Source organism: Brevibacterium sanguinis (assembly GCF_039528855.1).
Classification (GTDB): domain Bacteria; phylum Actinomycetota; class Actinomycetes; order Actinomycetales; family Brevibacteriaceae; genus Brevibacterium; species Brevibacterium sanguinis.
The window spans coordinates 91,174-110,440 of the sequence record NZ_BAAAMB010000010.1 but is presented as its reverse complement, the minus strand read 5'-3'; the positions used below and the strand labels follow the sequence as shown (position 1 = coordinate 110,440).

Genomic DNA, 19,267 nt, shown 5'->3' with positions numbered 1-19,267 from the left:
AGGTTCAGTGCGTCGGTGGGAATTCAGAGCGTCGGTGCAGGTTCACGGCGTTGGTGCGGCAGGGGCAGGTCGACGGCGTCGGTGGGGACTCAGCGTCGTCGCGCCATCGACGCCCTCAACCGACAGTTACGCGCTCAACCGACACCGTCGCCAGCGGCCCAGTCATCATCGACGCCCTCGACCGACAAATACGCTCTGCGCTAACGGCGTATCTGCAGGATCAGGGCGTCGAAGCGGATTCTGGGAGTCGGCGCGGCAGGGCCGGTGACCTCGTCGGGCGCACTCACAGTCCCGGTCACTAGGATGACCGTGGTGTCGTATGTCGCGGCTCCGGTCGGCTTCCCGAGAAGAAAGTCCACGAGTGAGTTTTCTGACCCGCCTGAGTCTGAAGAACCGTGCGCTCATCGCACTCATCTCCGTCGTCGCCGTGATCTTCGGCGTCATCGGGGCCGGAGCGCTCAAGCAGGAGCTCTTCCCCTCCCTCGACAATCCGCAGGCCACGGTCACCGCGACGTACGAAGGTGCGACCCCGCAGGCGGTCGAAAGCGAAGTCACCGACCCGCTCGAAGGAGCGCTCGCCCCGCTCTCCGAGGTCGAGGACATGACCTCGGTGTCCTCAGCCGGGTCGTCGACGATCACCGTGAGCACAAGGTACGGGGTGAACTCCGACGACATCGTCCGCACCCTGCAGCGCGCCGTGTCCCAGGTGCAGTCGCAGCTGCCCGAGGGCGTCGAACCCAATGTGCTGACGCTGAGCACCGACGACATCCCCGTCCTCGCGCTGTCGGTGACCTCGGATGCCGATGAGGACAGGCTCGCCGCTGACCTCAACGACATCGTCGAACCCGAGCTGTCGAAGGTCGACGGCGTCTCACAGGTCCAGATCGCCGGGGCCCGGACGAAGCAGGTCGACATCCGCATCCGCCAGGACGACCTCGAGGACGAGGGCGCCAGCGTCGATGAGATCGCCTCGCTTCTCCAGTCCAACGGCATCCCCACCTCGGCGGGTGACCTCAACAGCAGCGCGGGCACGGCACCGGTCGAGGTCGGCAGCCGACTGCGCTCGGTCGAGGCGATCGAGAACCTCGCGATCAACGGCAGCGACGGACCGATCACGCTCGGCGACGTCGCCGATGTCGCGATCGCCGACGCTCCCGTCGAATCGATCTCGCGGACCAACGGCCAGCCGTCGCTGTCGGTGTCGGTGATGAAGGAATCCGACGCGAACACCGTCGACGTCTCCCACGCGGTGGCGGAGCGGCTGCCCGACCTCGAGCGGACGATGGGCGACAACACGCAGTTCGTCTCCGCGTTCGATCAGGCCCCCTTCATCGAGCAGTCGATCGAGGACCTGCTCAACGAGGGCATGCTCGGCCTCATCTTCGCCGTCCTCGTCATCCTCGTCTTCCTCCTGTCCGTGCGCGCGACGATCATCACCGCGATCTCGATCCCGCTCTCCCTCCTCATCGCCCTCATCGGCCTGTGGATGGGCGGGGAGACGCTCAACATGCTCACCCTCGGTGCGCTGACGATCTCCGTCGGGCGCGTCGTCGACGATTCGATCGTCGTCATCGAGGCGATCCGTCGTCGGCATGCCGCCGGCGGTGACAAGTTCGCCAACATCCTCGCCGCCGTCGCCGAGGTGGCCGGAGCCATCACCGCCTCGACCCTGACGACGGTCGCCGTCTTCCTCCCGCTCGCGTTCGTCACCGGGCAGACGGGGGAGATGTTCCGTCCCTTCGCGCTCACCGCGACGATCGCCCTGCTCTCGAGCCTCTTCGTCGCGCTGACGATCGTGCCGGTCCTCGCGTACTGGTTCCTCCGGCAGCGGGAGTCGACCGTCAAGCTCACCCGAGAGGAGAAGGCAGAGATCCGCCGCAGCCGCAGGCAGATGCTCGGGCAGTGGCGCACCGAGCGGAAAGCCGCGCGCAAGGCGGCGAAGAAGCAGAGCATCCTCACCGCCGGACGCCACGACGCCGGCGGCGCCGTCGAGACCGACGACGGACTCGCGCCCGCGGGGTCGGCAGCCGCGGCTGGGGGATCGCGGGCGAGGTCAGGGTCCGGGAGCGTCTCCGCGTCCGGTGCCCCAGGGTCGGCCGCCTCGGCGGGGCGCGAAGCGGCGGAGGTCGATGAACTCGCCGCCCTCCACTCCCCGGTCACGCGCCTGCAGAAGACGTACATGCCGGTGATCTCGTTCTCCACCAAGCATCCGGTCATCATGATCCTCGCCGCGGTCATCATCCTCGTCGGGACCGGTCTCATGGTGCCGCAGCTGAAGACCGAGCTCTTCGGCGACACCGGCCAGGAGCAGCTGCAGGTGAGCCAGACCTTCGACCCGGGCACCGACCTCACCGAGGCCTCCGACCAGGCGCGGCAGGTCGAGGACATCCTCGCCGGTGATGAGAACATCGAGTCCTACCAGGTGTCGATCGGCGGGTCGAACTTCGGCTTCGTCGACGATTCCGGCCTGACGGGCACGTACATCGTCAACGCGAAGGACGGTGTCTCGGCGCAGTCGATCACGACCGAGCTGCAGAACGAGTTCGACGCCCTCGAGGGCGTGGGGCAGGTCGAGGTCGAGGATCAGAGTTCGACGCCGGGTGCGCAGACGATCGACGTCACCCTGACGTCCACGGACACGCAGGTCCTCGAGGAGACGACGCAGACCGTCGCCGACCGCCTCGAGCAGGTGCCCGACACCCAGTCCGTGACGAGCGACGTCGAAGCCGTCCAACCGGTCATCGAGGTCACGATCGACTCGGAGCGGGCGGCCGAGGAGAACCTCACCGAGGCGGCTATCGGCCAGTACGTCCAGCGGGCGATGCGCGGGCAGACGATCGGCGACGTCGTCATCGACGACGTCACCCATTCCGTCCTCCTCTTCGACCGCGAGGCGACGACGGTCGACGAGCTGCGCAGCCTCGAGATCCCCGCCGCACCCGAGACCCCGACCGCCCCCGGTGGTGCCGGGGCCGGAGCAGGCGCCGGTGCGGGTGCCGGTGCCGGGGCGGGCGCTGGTGCCGGGGCGGTGCCGCCGGCCGAACCGCAGTACATCGAACTCGACGAGGTCGCCGACGTCAACGAGGTGAGGACCGCACCGAACATCCGCCACACGAACAGTCAGCGTTCGACGACGGTGTCGGTCACCCCCGCCGGCGACGACCTCGGCACGCTGTCGGCCGATGTGCAGGCGGCGCTTGGCGAGGTCGATATCCCCGACGGCGTCACCGTCGACACGGGCGGTGCCACCGAGGAGCAGGAGGACGCGTTCTCCCAGCTGGGGCTGGCGATGCTCGCCGCGATCCTCATCGTCTTCGTCATCATGGTCGCGACCTTCAAGTCGCTCCTCCAGCCGCTCATCCTCCTCGTCTCGATCCCGTTCGCGGCGACCGGATCGATCGCGCTGCTCCTCCTCACCGACACCGCGATGGGGCTCACGGCGATGATCGGCCTGCTCATGCTCATCGGCATCGTCGTGACGAACGCGATCGTCCTCATCGACCTCATCAACCACTTCCGCGCCCGCGGGGTCGAGCTGCGGCCGGCGATCGTCGGCGGCGCGCGCCTGCGCTACCGGCCGATCCTCATGACCGCGGCGGCGACGATCTTCGCGCTCGTCCCGATGGCGCTCGGGCTCACCGGCGGGGGCGTGTTCATCTCGAAGCCGCTCGCGATCGTCGTCATCGGCGGCCTCGTCAGCTCGACGATCCTCACGCTCATCCTCGTCCCCGTCCTCTACCTCCTCCTCGAGGGAGCGAAGGAGCGCCGGGCCGAGAAGCGGCACGTGAAGAACATGGCCCGCGGTCAGGTCCTCGACGTCGCCGAGGCGCGCGCCGCCGACCGTGAGAATGCGACGGTGGGCGCCACGGCCGGGTCGGCGCCGGCCGGGGCGACTTCGACCGGCGCGATGTCCGGCGGGTCAGCGTCGACCGGTTCCGCGCCGACAGACGCAGTGTCGACTGGATCGGAGTCTGAGGCGGGTCCGCAGGCGGGTCCCGCCGAGGGCCGCGACGAACCGAAGCACTGATAACGAGACGGAGGAGAACGACGGTGAGCATGGAGACCGCGGCCGACCCGCGGGAGCGCAGACGCCTGTGGATCGAGCTCGGGCTCGTCGCCGCCCTCTCCCTCGGCCAGTCCGCGGTCTACGCGGTCGTGCGGTTGGCCGACATCGTCACCCGCGGCCCCATCAGCGATGCCGAGGCGAAGCTCAACACCTCGCTCAATCCGCGGCCGTTCTTCGACCTCGTCTACCAGCTCCTCGACATCGGGTTCGCCCTCGTCCCCGTCGCGCTCGCCCTCTACCTCCTCACCCGTGACTCCGACCGGAGGCCCCTGAGCGAGCGCCTCGGCGTCCAGGGGCACCGAGTCCGCGACTTCGCTCAGGGTGCGGGCCTCCTCCTCGTCATCGGGCTCGGGACCCTGGGGATCTACGCGGGCGGCAGGGCACTCGGGATCACCGCCGAGGTGCAGCCGGCCAACCTCGGCGACCATTGGTGGACGATCCCCGTGCTCATCCTCGCGGCGGCGAAGAACGGGATCCTCGAAGAGGTCCTCCTCTTCGGATTCGGCGCCGAGCGCCTCCGGGAACTCGGCTATCGGCCGTGGACGATCATCATCGCCCTCGCGCTCTTCCGCGCGAGCTACCACCTCTATCAGGGGATCGGGCCGTTCCTCGGGAACTTCGCGATGGGCATCATCTTCGGGTGGTTCTTCATGCGCACCGGCCGGCTCATGCCGCTCGTGTGGGCGCACACCCTCATCGACGTCGTCGGATTCGTCGCCCCCGGCGTGCTCGCCCTCGTCGACCCTCGGTGATCCGGCGCGGAACCTGCGGCATCCATCTCGCATGCGCCGTCGCGTCGGCTGAATGCCGATCGGCGCTGGGACCCGACCCCGGTCTGAGGACGCGTGTGTGGTCCCAGAACGGAGGGATTCGGGCCGATTCAGCGCGACCACCTCGGCGATGTGACCACAAACGGGCAGCCGGACAGGCAGTGCGGCGGGGACATGACACAGCCGCGCACGGCCCGATCGGGGGCTGTGCGCGGCTGCTCTGTGGGGCGGGCAGACTTCGTCGTCTGCTGCGTCAGTGCCGAAGCGCCCGGGTTGATGCCGAAGCGCCCGGGTCAGATCGTGACGAGGCCGTTCTTCTCGGTCTCGAACGTCACCGACATGATGCCGGGGGCGCCGTGCGGGGCCGACCAGTCGATGTGGATCTCCGGGATCGGCTTGGCATCGTCGGTGCCGAGCCAGTCGCGCAGGCGATCACGGTCGCCCGCGATCTGGAGGGTGTCGATCGAGACATCCTCATTGGTCTTGTACGAGGAGGGATGCTGAGACGAATCGGCGGACCACTTGATGAAGAACGGCAGCTGGGGATCGGCGATGAGCCCCTTGACTCCGATCTGCAGCCACTTGAGCTCTTCTCCCGACTCGGGCGTGCGATTGCCGTCGACGGCCTTGCGTTCGAGGCGCGTCTCGACCTCGGAGAGATCGTCGACGGACACGCACCAGCCCATCCAGCCGCCGCCGAGTTCGGAACGCGTCCGCACAGCTTGGCCGAAGGGGGTCGAGAGAGCGGCCGGGTGCTCCAAGGCTTCGACGACTTCGAGGTAATGGCCGCCCGCAAGCGGGAAGATGAGATTCCGGGTACCGAAACGCGGATGCACCCCGCCGTCGTAGGGAACCACTCCGAGCTGGTCCGAGATGCGCTCGGCAGTCGCTCGATAGCCGTCAGGTTCACTGGCGAAGGACACATGGTCGAGTTTCATGTCACGAGAATTGCACACCCTGGCCCACACTTCTCATTAGGGTAACCTAATCTGAAAACTCACGGTCGCTCGTCGCTGCAAGCGGGCTTTCCTGTGACACCATATGTGACCTGGGCAACAGGCGTGATGTGTTGCGGCTCGCACCTGAGGGTCCAGGTCGGAGCAGTGTGAAAGGATTCCCCCTATGCCCCCCTCAGACATCTCCTCGGCGAAGGGCACCCCGTTCTTCGTGCGCTGGCTGCCGCGCGTGCTCACCATCCTCGCCGTGCTCATGCTCATCAACCTCATCACTCCCGAGGACAGCTGGCTCGGCCGAGTCCTCAGCTTCGTCTTCGACTGGATCGTCCCGATCACCCCGGTCGACTTCGTCTCCTCGGTCATCCTCTTCCTCCTCGCGGCCGCCCTCAACATCCGCAAGCGCCTGGCGTGGTGGATCCTCCTCGTGTTCCTGGCCGTCATCCTCCTCCTCTACATCCTCATCGTCATCGCGGTGTACTTCACCGCCCCCGACCTCCTCGCCTGGGACCTCGCCACCGGCATCGCCGTGCCGGTGATCGTCATCATCGCCCTCCTCGTCTACCGCCGGTGGTACGTCGCGAAGACCCAGCCGCGCGGCTTCCTCAAGGCGCTCGTCGTCCTCGCCGCCGGCCTCGTCCTCACCGTGATCATCGTGCTGACCTGCCAGTACGTCACCGGCGGCCTGACGATGATCCAAGCCCGCCAGATCCTCGCCGAGCTCTTCGGCGTCCGGCAGAACACCGCGTCGAGCTGGATGATCACGCTCTTCGGCTTCGGTTCCGGTGCGAGCATCATCCTCGCCTTCTGGACCCTGCTGCGGTCCTCGCGCGACGCCGAGCGCATCGACATCGACCAGGAGCGCCAGGTCCGCGAAGGCCTGGCCGACCATCCCTCGGATTCGCTCGGCTACTTCTCGACGCGGCGGGACCGGTCGGCGTTCTTCGCCGACGACTGCGTGCTCACCTACCGCGTCCAGGCCGGCGTCTGCCTCGTCGCGAGCGACCCGATCGGACCGCCCTCGCAGTGGGCGAGTGCTGCCCGCGCGTTCGTCGCCTACGCCGAGTCCTACGGCTGGGTGCCCGCCGTCCTCGCCGCCTCGAAGCAGGGTGCGCAGGCCTATCACGAAGCCGGACTCAAGGTCCTCCACGTCGGCGACGAAGCTGTGCTCTACACGAAGGACTTCACCCTCTCCTCGCTTCCCGAGGTGCAGCGGGCCGTCTCGAAGCTCTCCGGCCTCGGCTACACGCTCCGCATCCGCCGGCAGGGAGAGATCCCCGCCGACGAACTCGCAGGCCTCTCCCGGTTCGCCGACGAATGGCGTGACGGGGACACCGAACGCGGCTTCTCGATGGCGCTCGGGCGCTTCGGCGACCCCGCCGACGCCGACGGGCTCGTCGTCGAAGCGCTCTTCCCCGCCGACGCGGGAACGCTGGCCGAGACCACGGCGGGACTGCTCTGCTTCGTGCCGTGGGGCCGCTCGGGAGCCTCCCTCGACCTCATGCGCCGTCACCCGTTCGCGGAGAACGGCGTCACCGAGTTCATGGTCGCCGGCCTCATGCGCGAGGCCCCCGATCAGGGGATCGCCGAGGTCTCGCTCAACTTCGCCGTCTTCCGGTCGGCGTTCGAACAGGGCAAGGAGCTCGGCGCAGGGCCCATCAAGCGGCTGTGGCGCAACGTCCTCCTCTACCTCTCCCGGTTCTGGCAGCTCGAGTCCCTCTACCGGTCCAATGAGAAGTACCACCCGACGTGGGTGCCCCGCATGCTCTGCTACCCGGAGGGCTCGGACCTCGCCCGCATCGGCCTCGCCGTGAGCATCGCCGAAGGCTTCCTCACCCCGCCGAAGATCTTCGGCAAGGGCCAGCACGAACAACCGATCTACACGCCGGAGGAAGCGGCCCCGCTGCTCGGGATCACCGCCTCGGCGCCGGCCCCGGACACCGCGTCCCGGATCCCCGATCAGGTCCGCCACCGTCTCGACGTGCGCGAGCGGATGCTCGCCTCCGGGGTCGAGCCCTATCCCGCCGAGGCGGCCGCCGACGCCGTGCCCGGCACCGTCATCGACGGGCGGGTGCTCGGCATCCGCGACCACGGCGGCGTCGTCTTCCTCGACCTGCGCACGCAGGGCCACGACGTCCAGCTCGTCTGCGAACGGGACAACCTCGGTGCGGAATCGCTCTCCCAGCTGCAGTCGTGGCTCTCCCGCGGTGACCGGATCTCCGTGACCGGCTACGACGGCGTCTCCCGCACCGGCACCCCGTCGTTCATCGTCACCGGGTGGACGATGACGGCGAAGTCGCTGCGCCCGTGGCCGAGCCTCCACGAGGGGCTGACCGACCCCGAGGCGAAGGTGCGCCAGCGCTACCTCGACTTCACGATGAACACCGGGCAGCGCGACCTCATGGTCGTCCGCTCGCTCGCGTTCCAGACGATCAGGGAGACCCTGCAGTCGCGTGACTTCCTCGAGGTCGAGACCCCCATCCTCCAGACCGTCCACGGCGGAGCGAACGCACGGCCGTTCCTCACCCACATCAACGCCTACAACCTCGACCTCTACCTCCGCATCGCCCCCGAGCTCTACCTCAAGCGCCTCCTCGTCGGCGGCTTCGACCGGGTGTTCGAGATCGGGCGGAACTTCCGCAACGAGGGCGTCGACGCGACCCACAACCCGGAGTTCTCGATGCTCGAGGCCTACCAGGCCGGTGGTGACTACACGACGATGCGCGAGCTCACCCGCACGATGGTCATCAACGCCGCCCAGGCATCGTTGGGGACCACGATCGTGCGCGGGACCGTCGACGGCGTCGAACACGAGATCGACCTCGCCGACGAATGGACGACGATCTCGCTCACCGACGTCGTCTCGCAGACAATGGGCGAGGAGGTCACGACCGACACCTCGATCGAGGCGCTGCGCACCCTGGCGCGGAAGGCCGGGGTCACCGTCAACCCGAAGTGGGGGTGGGGCATGCTGCTCCAGGAGATCTACGAGGAGGTCGCGGAGTCCCAGACGGTCGCCCCGACCTTCTACACGGACTTCCCCGCCGAGACCTCACCGCTGACCCGGCAGCACCGGACGGACCCGATGCTCGCCGAGAAGTGGGACCTCATCATCTTCGGCTCCGAGCTCGGCACCGCGTACTCCGAACTCGTCGACCCCGTCGTCCAGCGGCAGCGGCTCACCGCACAGTCGCTGGCCGCGGCCGGCGGCGACCCCGAGGCGATGGAGCTCGACGAGGACTTCCTCCGGGCCCTCGAGTACGGCATGCCGCCGGCCGGTGGGCTCGGGATGGGGCTCGACCGGCTCGTCATGCTCTTCACGCAGCAGACGATCCGGTCGACGATCACCTTCCCGCTGGCCAAACCGCGCGGATACTGAGCATGCGCCGCACCCTTGCCGTCGTCCTCGCCGCGGCCGTCCTGCTGTCCTACGACTCGTGGGTCCTGCTGGCACTGAGCCCGCAGCCGTACCCGCTGGCCGGGTACGTCTCCGAACTCGCCGCGGCCGATCAGCCGTACTCGTGGGTCTTCCGCACCGGTGATGCGATCGCCGGGACCCTCATGGTCCTCATCGCGGGCCTCGGGGTGCGGGGGTGGCGGGCGCGCTTCGGGCGGCTGGCGGTCTGGGTGGCGGTCGCCGTGGCGGTCACGGGGCTCGGCACGATCGGCGATTCCATCGCCGCGCTGCCGTGCGCGCAGAGCTTCGACGACGTCTGCTACGCCGAGTACACCGCGAACCCGCTGCGGCCCGACTTCCTCCTCCACACGATCGCGTCCTCCCTCGTCGCGTTCGGGGCCATGGCGAGCATGGTGCTCGCCTACCTCGCCCTGCGCCGGCAGGGGAGGGGGCGCACGGCGTACGCCCGCGGCGTCGTCATCATGCTCGCTGCCCTCTTCGCGACGAATGTGTCCTCGGTCGTCATCGAGACGCTGTGGCGGACCGGGCAGGGCTACGTCCAGGCCATCGCCGTGCTCGTCATCGCCGCGTGGGCCGCGCACCTCGGGTACGTCGCCGTCATCGACCGCGGCACGGAAGGGCAGAAGGGCGCCGAGGCGGTCGCCGGTGAGGACAGCCGTGTCAGCTGAGAGCCGGTTCGCAGATCTCGCGACGACCGTCATCGACGGGTACACGGTCTATCGGCGCCCGGGCACCGCCTCGGTGGGGGATACCGCCGCGGTGGGGGAGTCGGCTGCCGGTCCCGCCGCCCTGCCGGTGCTGCTGCTCAACGGCTGCGCGATCGCGGCGGCGAGCTGGGCCCCGGTCATCGAGGCGATGCCCGACCGCGAGATCATCGCCATCGACCGTCCGGGCTTCGCGGGCACGCCCTGGCCGGGCGTCCTGCCCGACCTCGCCACGGAGGTCGCGGCGATGGAGCGGGCGATCGGCGAGCACGACGAGGTCGTCATCGTCGCCCATTCGATGGCGTCGTTCCGCGCCGAGGCGTTCGCCCGGCTGCACCCGGAACGCGTGGCCGGCATCGTCCTCGTCGACCCCTCGATCGAGGACTACCGGTACCGCGGCAGCGCCGGAGCGCTCTCACGGGCGACGCTGCTGCCCGTCCTCGGAGCACTGACGACCCGCAGCGAGATCGGACAGCTCGCCTCGCTGGTCTCCCACCGCGGATTCTCCAAGCAGTCGGGGTCGGGGCGCGCGCTCGACCAGGCGGCATTCAAGGACCCCTACGCCGATCCCGACACCCTCAAGGCCTCCCTGGCGGAATGGCTGAGCTACCGCAGTCAGGGGGCTGACCTGCAGGCTCTGCGGACGTCGACGGACCCGGTGGCCGCACCCACCTCGGCGCTCGAAGCACCGCCGCTGTCGAACCTGCGGCGCGAACGGATCCTCGGTCAGGCGTTTGCGGATCTGCGGAAGCGGGAGGTCCTCGACTCCCGGCACCTCATGATGATCGACCGCCCCGACGTGATCGTCGAGGCGGTCGATGAGGTCAGCCGTGAGGCGCGCGCCGCAGGGGCCGGTTCGAAGGACTGAGCCGCGGGGCTCAGTTCGAAAGGACTGAAGTCGCGGTCAGCGCCGACTCAGTGGTCGCTGGTCTTGAAGCGCTCGATCGAGGCGTTGACCTCGGCTTCGGCCTCGGCGCGGCCGACCCAGTTCGATCCCTTGACGAACTTGCCGGGCTCGAGGTCCTTGTAGCGAGTGAAGAAGTGCTCGATCTCGTCGAGGGTGAACTGATTGACATCGGCGATGTCCTGGTAGGAGTCCCAGCGCGGATCGCCTGCGGGCACGGCGAGAACCTTGTCGTCGCCACCGGCTTCGTCCTCCATCTGGAACATGCCGATCGGGCGGACGTCGACCTGCACACCGGGGAACAGGGGCTCGGTGAGCAGCACGAGCACATCGAGGGGATCCCCGTCGTTGCCGAGGGTGTCCTCGATGAAGCCGTAGTCCGCGGGGTACTGCATCGAGGTGAAGAGGTAGCGGTCGAGCTTGACCCGGCCGGTCTCATGGTCGACTTCGTACTTGTTGCGGGAACCGCGGGGGATCTCGATCGTGGCCAAGAGTTCCATAGTGCTCCTTACGCGTTAGGGTGGCATCACTAGGATAGTGCCTATGCGTCCCCACCGCCGACACGCCTCGACCCTCCCCGGCCGGCCCCCGCACCGGCACCAGATGCGAGGGCGGACGTGCCCGATGACACGAACAGGAGCCCGCGTTTGACCCCCACGACGCCGCAGGACTCTCAGCCCGAGAAGGAACCGCGGGCAGGTTCGGGATCGGCAGAAGCCGATACGACGGGCACCGGTTCGACGAGCACGGGATCGACGGGCACGGGCGGTGCGGGTTCACGCGGTGAGCGGAAGCGGTCGGGCAAGCGGCTCGCCGCCGGGATCACCGCAGGCGTCCTCCTCGCCGGTGCCCTCGGGTACGGGGTCGCCGACGCCGCCGACGTCGTCCCCGGCTTCCTCACCACGGAACCGGCGATCGAGGTCGACCCGCTGCCGCAGCCGGTCGCGGCCGGACAGGACGTGCCCGCCCCCGCCTCGGCGCTCACCGACTCCGCCCCGATCCCGACGAACGCCGGCGGCGAACTCGAGCGCATCCTCGGCGAGTCCGAGGTCAAGGGATTCGGCGTCGAGGTCCGCGACGCCCTGACCGACCAGGTGCTCTTCGCCACCGACGAGAACCGCGCGCGGACGCCGGCCTCGGTGACGAAGGTGCTCACCGCCTCGGCCGCGCTGCTCGCCATCGGCGGTGAGCAGCGACTGTCGACGACGACCGCCTTCGACCCGGCGACGTCGACGGTCACGCTCGTCGGCGGTGGGGACGCCCTCCTCGGCGCCGGCGAATCCCAGCCCGGTGCCGTCAACGGCCACGCGGGGCTGGGGACCCTGGCAGAGGAGACCGCGGCGGCGCTCAAGGACCGGCAGGTCACCGAGGTGGCGCTCGCCGTGGACACGAGCCGCTACCCGGGCAATGCCTTCAACCCGAGCTGGGAGCGGGCGGACATCGCCAAGGGCGTCATCACCCCGATCCAACCGCTCATGGTCGACAGCGGGTACGTCGGGGATCCGTCTGCGGCGTGGCGGGGCCGCAGCGAGAACCCGTCCGCGGATGCCCTCGCCGCGTTCCGCAGCGCCCTTGAGACCGCGGGGATCACCGTCACCGATCAGCCGGCGGCCGCCAGCGCCGCGGACACTGCGGGGACGACACCGAACCCGACGGACACCTCGGCGGCAGCGACGAACACCGAGGAACCCGCGACGCTCGCAGCGGTGGAATCGGCGACGATCTCCGAGATCGTCGAGTACGCCCTCGTCCACAGTGACAACGTCGTCGCCGAGGTGCTCGGCAACGAGGTCGCGATCGCCGAAGGCATGCCCGGCAGCCTCGAGAACGGACCGAAGGCCGTCGTCGCCGCACTCGAGGACACCGTCGACCTCGGGCAGACGCAGCTCTACGACACCTCGGGACTCGACTACGGCAACCGGATCAGTCCGCACGATCTCACGACGGTCCTCCAGGCCTCGGTCGTCGCCAAGGACTCGCTCTCGAGCCTCATCAGCTACTTCCCCGTCGGCGGGCTGACCGGCACGCTCACCGACCGGTTCGGCGACGATCCGAATGCCGCGGGCGTCGTGCACGCGAAGACGGGAACCCTGTCGACGGTGACCTCGCTGGCCGGGGGAGTCCTCGACGCCGACGGCCGCTACCTCGTCTTCAGCCTCCAGATCGACGGGGTCGACCGGGCGAAGATCCTCGAGGCCCGCAAGACCGTCGACGACGCCGTGTCCGCGCTGGCAGATTGTGGGTGCTCATGATCATCGACGAGAACTTCGCCGTCCGCACGGCCCGCGAGGTCGTCTCCGCTCCGAAACCGCCGGCGGCGGGCAGACTCGAGGAGCTCGTCGGCGGGATGAAGGACAATGCGCTGACTGCGCAGGACCTCGTCGTCGATTCGTTCCTGCTGGCCCCGGACCACGCCGACGACGTCCGCACCCGCCTGGCAGCAGGATCCGTGCTCGTTCTCGACCAGGTCGGCTGGATCAAGGCGAACGCCGAGTCGCTCAACGGGATGGTCGACGTGACCGCCCTGCCGGGGGTCCCCGGTCCGGCCTCGCAGCGGGCCGCAGCCGTCGAGGTGGCGAGTGTCCTCTCCCTGCTCTCGACGCGCGTGCTCGGCCAGTTCGATCCCTTCGCCCGGGAGTCCGGGCGGCTGATGTTCATCGCCCCGTCGGTGCTCATCGCAGAAGAGGCGATGAAGGTCGACCCCCGGGACTTCCGGATGTGGGTCGCCCTCCACGAAGCCACCCACCAGGTCCAGTTCGCCACCGCGCCGTGGCTGCGCGAGCACATGCGGGGGCTGCTCTCGCAGTTCGTCTCGACCCCGCTCTCGACTCCGGGGTGGTCGACCGTCGCCGAGGTGTTCGCCACCTTCGGACGCATCATCCGCGGTCAGGCGAGCATGGTCGACCTCATCACGAACGAGGGGATGAAGACGGCGCTCACCGACGCCTCGGCGATCCTCAGCCTGCTCGAAGGCCATGCCGACGTCGTCATGGACGAGGTCGGCATCGGCGTCATCCCCAGCGTGCGCAAGCTGCGCCGCCGGTTCGAGGCGCGTCGGGACGCCGGACAGGGAGGGTTCCTCTCGAATCTGCTGGGGATGAACCTCAAGCTCGCGCAGTACCGGGACGGAGCGAAGTTCGTCCGCGAGGTCCGGTCCGCGGTCGGCCAGTCCGGGTTCGGCGCAGTCTACGCGAGCGCGGAGAACCTGCCCACGGCCCCGGAGATCCAGACGCCGAGGCTGTGGCTCGACCGCGTCCACGGGTGAGGGGCTGCGAGAGTGACTCGAGTGAGTGGCGACGCGGGTGAGCCGGGGCGTCGGCCGACGCTCGACCCGGCGAGTGCCGCGATCCGCGCCGCCGTCCGCGCGACGCTGGCAGATGCGGGGGATCGAGGGCGGTCGCGAGCGGACGGGGAGTCACGCCGATCTGTCGAATCGCTGGCTTCCGGGGAGTCGCATCTTTCCGGGCAACCGCGCGCGGAAGCCGTGCCGCGTCTCATCGTCGCGGTCTCCGGGGGTGCCGATTCGATGGCGCTGCTCCACGCGTGCGCCTTCCTCCATCGACGCGGCGAGGTCGAGGCGCTTGCCGTCACCGTCGACCACGGCCTGCAGGCGGAATCCGCCGAGGTGGCCGCGACCGTGGCGGGCACCGCCGAGTCGTGGGGAGTGCCCGCGAGGATCGTCGCCGTCACCGTCACACCCGGAGCCGACGGCATCGAGGCCGCGGCGAGAGACGCCCGCTATGCCGCGCTCGAGACCGCTCGGACAGCCCATGACGCGGACTGGATCCTCACCGCCCACACCCGCAGCGACCAGGCCGAGACGGTGCTCCTCGGACTGCTCCGCGGTTCGGGCACTCGGTCGCTGGCCGGCATGGCGGTGCGGTCAGGGCATGTGCTGCGCCCCCTGCTCGACATCGACCGGGCCGCGACCGAAGCCGCGTGCCGGGCGCAGGGGATCGCCGTGTGGGACGACCCGATGAATGCCGATGCCGCATTCGCCAGGGTGCGGGTGCGCAGTCTGCTCGGCACGCTCGAGGCCGAGCTCGGCCAGCCGGTCACCGACAATCTCGCCCGGACGGCGGAGCTCTGCCGCGCCGACGCGGACTTTCTCGACGCGGCCGCCGCGGACGTCCTCGCCGAGATCCGGGGAGCGTCCGAGATTCCGCTCGACCGCCTCGGCGATCATCCCGATGCGATCCTCTCCCGCGTGCTGCGCGGGTGGCTGCTCTCACTCGGAGTGCCCGCGCAGTCCTTCGGGTCGACCCGGATCCGCGATCTCATGGCGCTCATCAGGGAGGATGCCGGGGCCGGTCGGGTGGGCCGTCTGTCCTTCCCGGGCGATACGGAGGTCGTCGTCAGTCGCGGCACCGTGCGCTTCGGCTTCGCCGCCAAGCACCCGGACTCGTAGCGTCCGTACCTCTGCTGTCGACCGCCGCTGTCCGCAGGTACCCCCGAGCCCCACGCACACTCAACGCCGAGCTTCACGCATAGCCCCGTGCTTCACGCACAACCAGGCACTCCACCCGCAACCCCGCGTAGCACAAAAGACCTCGCGCTCCACCCGCAACCCGCAGCTCGGCACACGCAACCCCGAGCCTCGAGCACTACGCGCAGCTCCGCACGCACTCCGTGGAGCCGCGAATCCGCCGCGTGCACAGGTTGTGCAACGAGTTGCGTGTGTGGGATTCGCGGCGACGGATACCGGGACGCTGAACTCAGGCGTGCTCGCACTCCGGGGAGCGCGATATCGCCGGTGCGGCGGCACGCACAACCCCGAGCCTCACGCACTACGCGCAGCTCCGCACGCTCTCCGTGGAGCCGCGAATCCGCCGCGTGCACGGGTTGTGCGTGACGCTCAAGGTGCCGGTGGGGGAGCGGCGACGCCAGCGGACGCCGCCGCTCAGCAGGGGAGTAGAGCGCGCGGCGGCGGATGGGGGAGAACGCCGCGCCGCCGGTGGGGAAGCGACGGGGTCAGCGGAGGCCGCCGAGGAGCTCACCGCCGGAGGCGACGAGCCTCCCGCCCTTGTAGACGTCGCGCTCGAGCGGACAGTCCATGACCGCCGAGGTGACCGTGTCGGCGTCGAGGAGCAGGAAGTCCGCAGGCGCCCCGACACCGAGGCCGTGGTCCGCATCGTCGGTGAGCGCGGTGCCGTCGGGGCGCGTCCCGGCCATCACCTGGGCACCTCCGCGGGAGGCGATGTCGAGGCAGTGCTCGATGTCCTCGTCGCGGCGGAAGCCGTTCGTGAACGCCAGCTGCCACGTTCGTCGCAGCAGGTCACCGTCACCGTAGGGACTCCAGTAGTCACGCTGCCCGTCCTCGCCGAGGCCGATCGCCACCCGCTGCTCACCGAGGATGTCCTGCGGCAGGCTGCCCTTCTGCGGGGCCACGGTCGTCACGGAGATGCCCGCTTCGGCGAGGAGCTCCGCCAGGCGACGGACGACGGGTTCGGGGTTCGTGTTGAGGGCGAAGGCATGTGAGATCGTCACCTTCCCCTGCAGGCCGAGCGTCTGCGTCCGGTGCGCGATCTCCTCGAACGAGAAGACACCGGCCGTGCCGCCCTCGTGGAGGTGGATATCGACGCCTTTGCCGTGCTTCTCGGCGAGATCGAAGACGATGTCGAGATGCGTCTTCGGGTCGCGATCGTACTGGACGGGGTCGAGGCCGCCGACGAGATCAGCGCCCTCGGTCAGGGCCGCGTCGAGAAGATCCCGGACGCCCTTCTCCCGCACGATGCCCGCCTGCGGGAACGCGACGATCTGCGAATCGAGGACGTCCGCATGAGCGGCGAGGGCATCGCGGACCCCGGTGAAGCGCTCGAGCCCGGTGTCGGAGTCGATCTGCGCGTGCGAGCGGATCCGCGATCCACCCGAGGCGATGATCGCGGCGATCGCGAAGCTCGCCTGGTCGCGCACCGACCGTTCGCCGCTGCGCCAGTTCGCGCGGTCGTTCATGATGTAGCCGTGCAGCGTGCCGTCGGCGGTGTGCGGGCGGAAGGTCTGCCCGAGGCGGTTCGAATCGAGGTGCGCATGGACATCCCCGAGGCTCGGCAGCAGCACTCGTCCGCGCCCCTCGACGATCTCGTCGGACGCTGCGGCGCCCGCTTCGCCGGCCCCGGCTCCCGCGCCGCCGGCCTCGCCGGCAGGCGTGATCGCCGCGATCCGACCGTCGGCGACGACGACGTCGACGGCCGCCTCGTCCGGATAGCGCGGGAAGAGGCGGACATCGGTGAACGTGGTGGCCATGGGCTGCCTCGGCTTTCTCTCTGCTCTCCGATGGTCGGGGAGAGCGCTCTGCTGGTCGGGGAGAACACTCTGCGGGTAGGAGAGGTCTCTGCGGGTGGGAGACGGTGAGCTGCAGGCCCGGTCGGAGCCCTCGACTCAAACGGTATACCATTGTTCGGGCGGCTGCCCACCCCGGCTCCACCCGTGCAGCCGTCCACCCACCAGTGAACCCCCTTCCGGGACCCAGGCGTGAGAGACCGCCGGGTGTGAGACCGAGGGGTGAGAGACCGACGAACGACGGAGCACCGTCTGAGAGGATGACCGCATGAGCACCACTCCCGGGACCGCGAACGCCACCGGCCCGCGGATGGGCCCCGGCCTCGACGTGCTCGCCCTCATCTGCCTCGTCCTCATCGCCTCCTCGCTGCGTCCCGCGGCCTCCTCACTCGGCCCCGTCCTCGCCGAGGTCCAGACCGCCTTCGGCCTCGCCGAATGGCAGACCGGCCTGCTCACCGCCCTGCCCGGTCTCATCTTCGCCGTCTGCGGCTTCCTCGCCGTCCCGCTCCTGCGGCGCGTCGGACTCTTCACCTCGCTGACGATCGCCTGCGTGCTCATCGCCGGCGGCATCGGCGCCCGCGTCCTCGTCGACTCATGGGTGGCGTTCGCCGCCCTGACGATCGCCGCCCTGGCCGGGATGTCGCTCGGCAACGTCATCCTCCCCGTCTTCGTCAAGACCCGCTTCCCGCACCGAGCCCACCTCGGCGCGACCGCGTTCACCGTTTCCCTCGGCCTCGGCGCGATGTTCCCCGCCCTCCTCACCGCGCCCCTGACCGAGCACTTCGACGATTGGCGGGTCGGCCTCGGCGCCTGGGTGCTCGTCCCCCTCGCCGCCCTGGCCACATGGATCGTCCTGCGCGGCCTCGGCTCCGTGCCCGTCTTCCGCGCCCCCGGAACCGACCGCACCCCCGGAACCGAGCGCAACGCGACACCGGCACCGAGGCGGCACATCCACATGACCGCGAAGGCGCGGTACATGGCGATGTTCTTCGGCCTCCAGTCCGTCAACGCCTACGTCCAGTTCGGGTGGCTGCCGCAGATCTACCGGGATGCCGGACTCGACCCCGTCGCCGCCGGTATCATGCTCACGATCGTCACCCTCGGCGGTCTGCCCGGCGGCTTCCTCGCCCCGCAGATCATCATGCGCGGGATCGCACCCCGCGCCTTCCTCGTCTCCTTCGCCGTCAGCGCCGTCGCCGGCTACACGGGCCTCCTCCTCGCCCCCGCCTCGGCGCCGGTGCTCTGGGCGGTGCTCCTCTCCTACGGCGGATTCGCGTTCCCCGCGGCCCTCGCCCTCATCACCAGCCGCACGCGTGACGTCTCGGTCACCGCCCGCACCTCGGCGTTCGTCCAGTCCTCCGGCTATGTGCTCGCCGCCCTCGGCCCGCTCGCCGTCGGCGGGCTGCTCGGCCTCAGCGGCGCCTGGACCCTGCCGCTCCTCCTCATGATCGCCGTCTCCGTGCTCATGGGCATCACCGGTTATCTCTCCGCGGCACCGGGCACCGTCGACGACGAGCTGACCCAGTGACTGCGCGGGTGGCTCCGCGGCGGTCCCGTCGCCCATAATGGAGTCACAGCCACCCCACACGAGGAGAATCGACACCAGTGGACATCAACGATCTCGGCAATGACATCGAAGAAGTGCTCGTCTCGGAAGAACAGATAGCCGCCCGACTCGTTGAACTGGCCGCCGCCATCGATGAAGACTACAAGGACAAGGACATCCTCCTCGTCGGCGTCCTCAAGGGTGCGGTCATGGTCATGGCCGACCTCGCCCGCGCCCTGCACTCGCCGGTGACGATGGACTGGATGGCCGTCTCCTCCTACGGCTCGGGCACGAAGTCCTCCGGCGTCGTGCGGATCCTCAAGGACCTCGACACCGACCTCACCGGCCGCCACGTGCTCATCGTCGAGGACATCATCGACTCCGGCCTCACTCTGTCCTGGCTCGTGCAGAACCTGCGCTCGCGCGGAGCCGCCGACGTCGAGATCTGCACGATGCTGCGCAAACCCGAAGCCGTCAAGGTCGACATCGACGTCAAGTACGTCGGCTTCGACGTCCCCAACGAGTTCGTCATCGGCTACGGACTCGACTACGCGGAGAAGTACCGCAACGTCCCGTTCGTCGCGACGCTGGCACAGCACGTCTACAGCTGAGCACCGGTGAGCTGAG

Annotated in this window: 13 protein-coding genes; 10 read left to right on the top strand and 3 right to left on the bottom strand. The window is 69.3% G+C overall.

From position 1 onward, the window contains the following. The first annotated feature begins 361 nt into the window (after nt 1-361). Nucleotides 362-4,027 carry an efflux RND transporter permease subunit gene (locus ABD154_RS12455; protein ID WP_344251391.1) on the top strand — a complete coding sequence of 1,222 codons (3,666 nt, stop codon included), beginning with the start codon at nt 362-364 and terminating at the stop codon, nt 4,025-4,027. Nucleotides 4,028-4,056: 29 nt separating this feature from the next. Continuing rightward, nucleotides 4,057-4,818 carry a CPBP family intramembrane glutamic endopeptidase gene (locus tag ABD154_RS12450; protein WP_344251452.1) on the top strand — a complete coding sequence of 254 codons (762 nt, stop codon included), beginning with the start codon at nt 4,057-4,059 and terminating at the stop codon, nt 4,816-4,818. Nucleotides 4,819-5,129: 311 nt separating this feature from the next. Here the strand turns inward: ABD154_RS12450 and ABD154_RS12445 are convergent, their stop codons facing one another. Continuing rightward, nucleotides 5,130-5,774 carry a VOC family protein gene (locus tag ABD154_RS12445; protein ID WP_137824873.1) on the bottom strand — a complete coding sequence of 215 codons (645 nt, stop codon included), beginning with the start codon at nt 5,772-5,774 and terminating at the stop codon, nt 5,130-5,132. A 184-nt stretch (nt 5,775-5,958) separates the two neighbouring features. Here ABD154_RS12445 and lysX point away from each other — a divergent pair, with 184 nt between their 5' ends. The 3 genes from lysX to ABD154_RS12430 are packed head-to-tail and all read left to right on the top strand — an operon-like array spanning nt 5,959 to nt 10,779. Then, nucleotides 5,959-9,168, top strand: a complete 3,210-nt coding sequence (gene lysX, locus ABD154_RS12440; RefSeq protein ID WP_344251390.1) for a bifunctional lysylphosphatidylglycerol synthetase/lysine--tRNA ligase LysX — start codon at nt 5,959-5,961, stop codon at nt 9,166-9,168. A 2-nt stretch (nt 9,169-9,170) separates the two neighbouring features. Further along, nucleotides 9,171-9,875: a DUF998 domain-containing protein gene (locus ABD154_RS12435; protein ID WP_344251389.1), complete on the top strand. Its 705-nt coding sequence runs from the start codon at nt 9,171-9,173 to the stop codon at nt 9,873-9,875. Next, nucleotides 9,865-10,779, top strand: coding sequence for an alpha/beta fold hydrolase (locus ABD154_RS12430; protein ID WP_344251388.1), 915 nt, complete (start codon nt 9,865-9,867; stop codon nt 10,777-10,779). The genes ABD154_RS12435 and ABD154_RS12430 overlap by 11 nt, the downstream gene beginning before the upstream one ends. Before the next feature lie 47 nt (nt 10,780-10,826). On the opposite strand, the gene ABD154_RS12425 is transcribed toward ABD154_RS12430, so the two are convergent. Beyond that, nucleotides 10,827-11,315, bottom strand: a complete 489-nt coding sequence (locus tag ABD154_RS12425; RefSeq protein ID WP_344251387.1) for an inorganic diphosphatase — start codon at nt 11,313-11,315, stop codon at nt 10,827-10,829. Between the two features lie 147 nt (nt 11,316-11,462). On the opposite strand from ABD154_RS12425, the gene dacB reads away from it, so the two are divergent. From dacB to tilS, 3 genes are all read left to right on the top strand, one after another. Then, nucleotides 11,463-13,067: a D-alanyl-D-alanine carboxypeptidase/D-alanyl-D-alanine endopeptidase gene (gene dacB / locus ABD154_RS12420; RefSeq protein WP_344251386.1), complete on the top strand. Its 1,605-nt coding sequence runs from the start codon at nt 11,463-11,465 to the stop codon at nt 13,065-13,067. Further along, nucleotides 13,064-14,080, top strand: coding sequence for a zinc-dependent metalloprotease (locus tag ABD154_RS12415; RefSeq protein ID WP_198500713.1), 1,017 nt, complete (start codon nt 13,064-13,066; stop codon nt 14,078-14,080). The genes dacB and ABD154_RS12415 overlap by 4 nt, the downstream gene beginning before the upstream one ends. A gap of 219 nt (nt 14,081-14,299) precedes the next feature. Further along, nucleotides 14,300-15,223 (top strand): tRNA lysidine(34) synthetase TilS, encoded by a 924-nt coding sequence (gene tilS, locus ABD154_RS12410; protein ID WP_232623855.1) that lies wholly within the window; start codon nt 14,300-14,302, stop codon nt 15,221-15,223. Nucleotides 15,224-15,786: 563 nt separating this feature from the next. On the opposite strand, the gene ABD154_RS12405 is transcribed toward tilS, so the two are convergent. Further along, nucleotides 15,787-17,058 carry an amidohydrolase family protein gene (locus tag ABD154_RS12405; RefSeq protein ID WP_198500714.1) on the bottom strand — a complete coding sequence of 424 codons (1,272 nt, stop codon included), beginning with the start codon at nt 17,056-17,058 and terminating at the stop codon, nt 15,787-15,789. Nucleotides 17,059-17,362: 304 nt separating this feature from the next. On the opposite strand from ABD154_RS12405, the gene ABD154_RS12400 reads away from it, so the two are divergent. Together ABD154_RS12400 and hpt are read left to right on the top strand one after the other, a co-directional pair. After that, complete coding sequence (locus ABD154_RS12400; RefSeq protein WP_344251385.1) at nt 17,363-18,622, top strand: MFS transporter; 1,260 nt, start codon at nt 17,363-17,365, stop codon at nt 18,620-18,622. A 77-nt stretch (nt 18,623-18,699) separates the two neighbouring features. Next, entirely contained in the window at nt 18,700-19,251 is a 552-nt protein-coding gene (hpt, locus tag ABD154_RS12395; protein ID WP_009380922.1) for a hypoxanthine phosphoribosyltransferase, read from the top strand. Nucleotides 19,252-19,267: the final 16 nt, after the last annotated feature.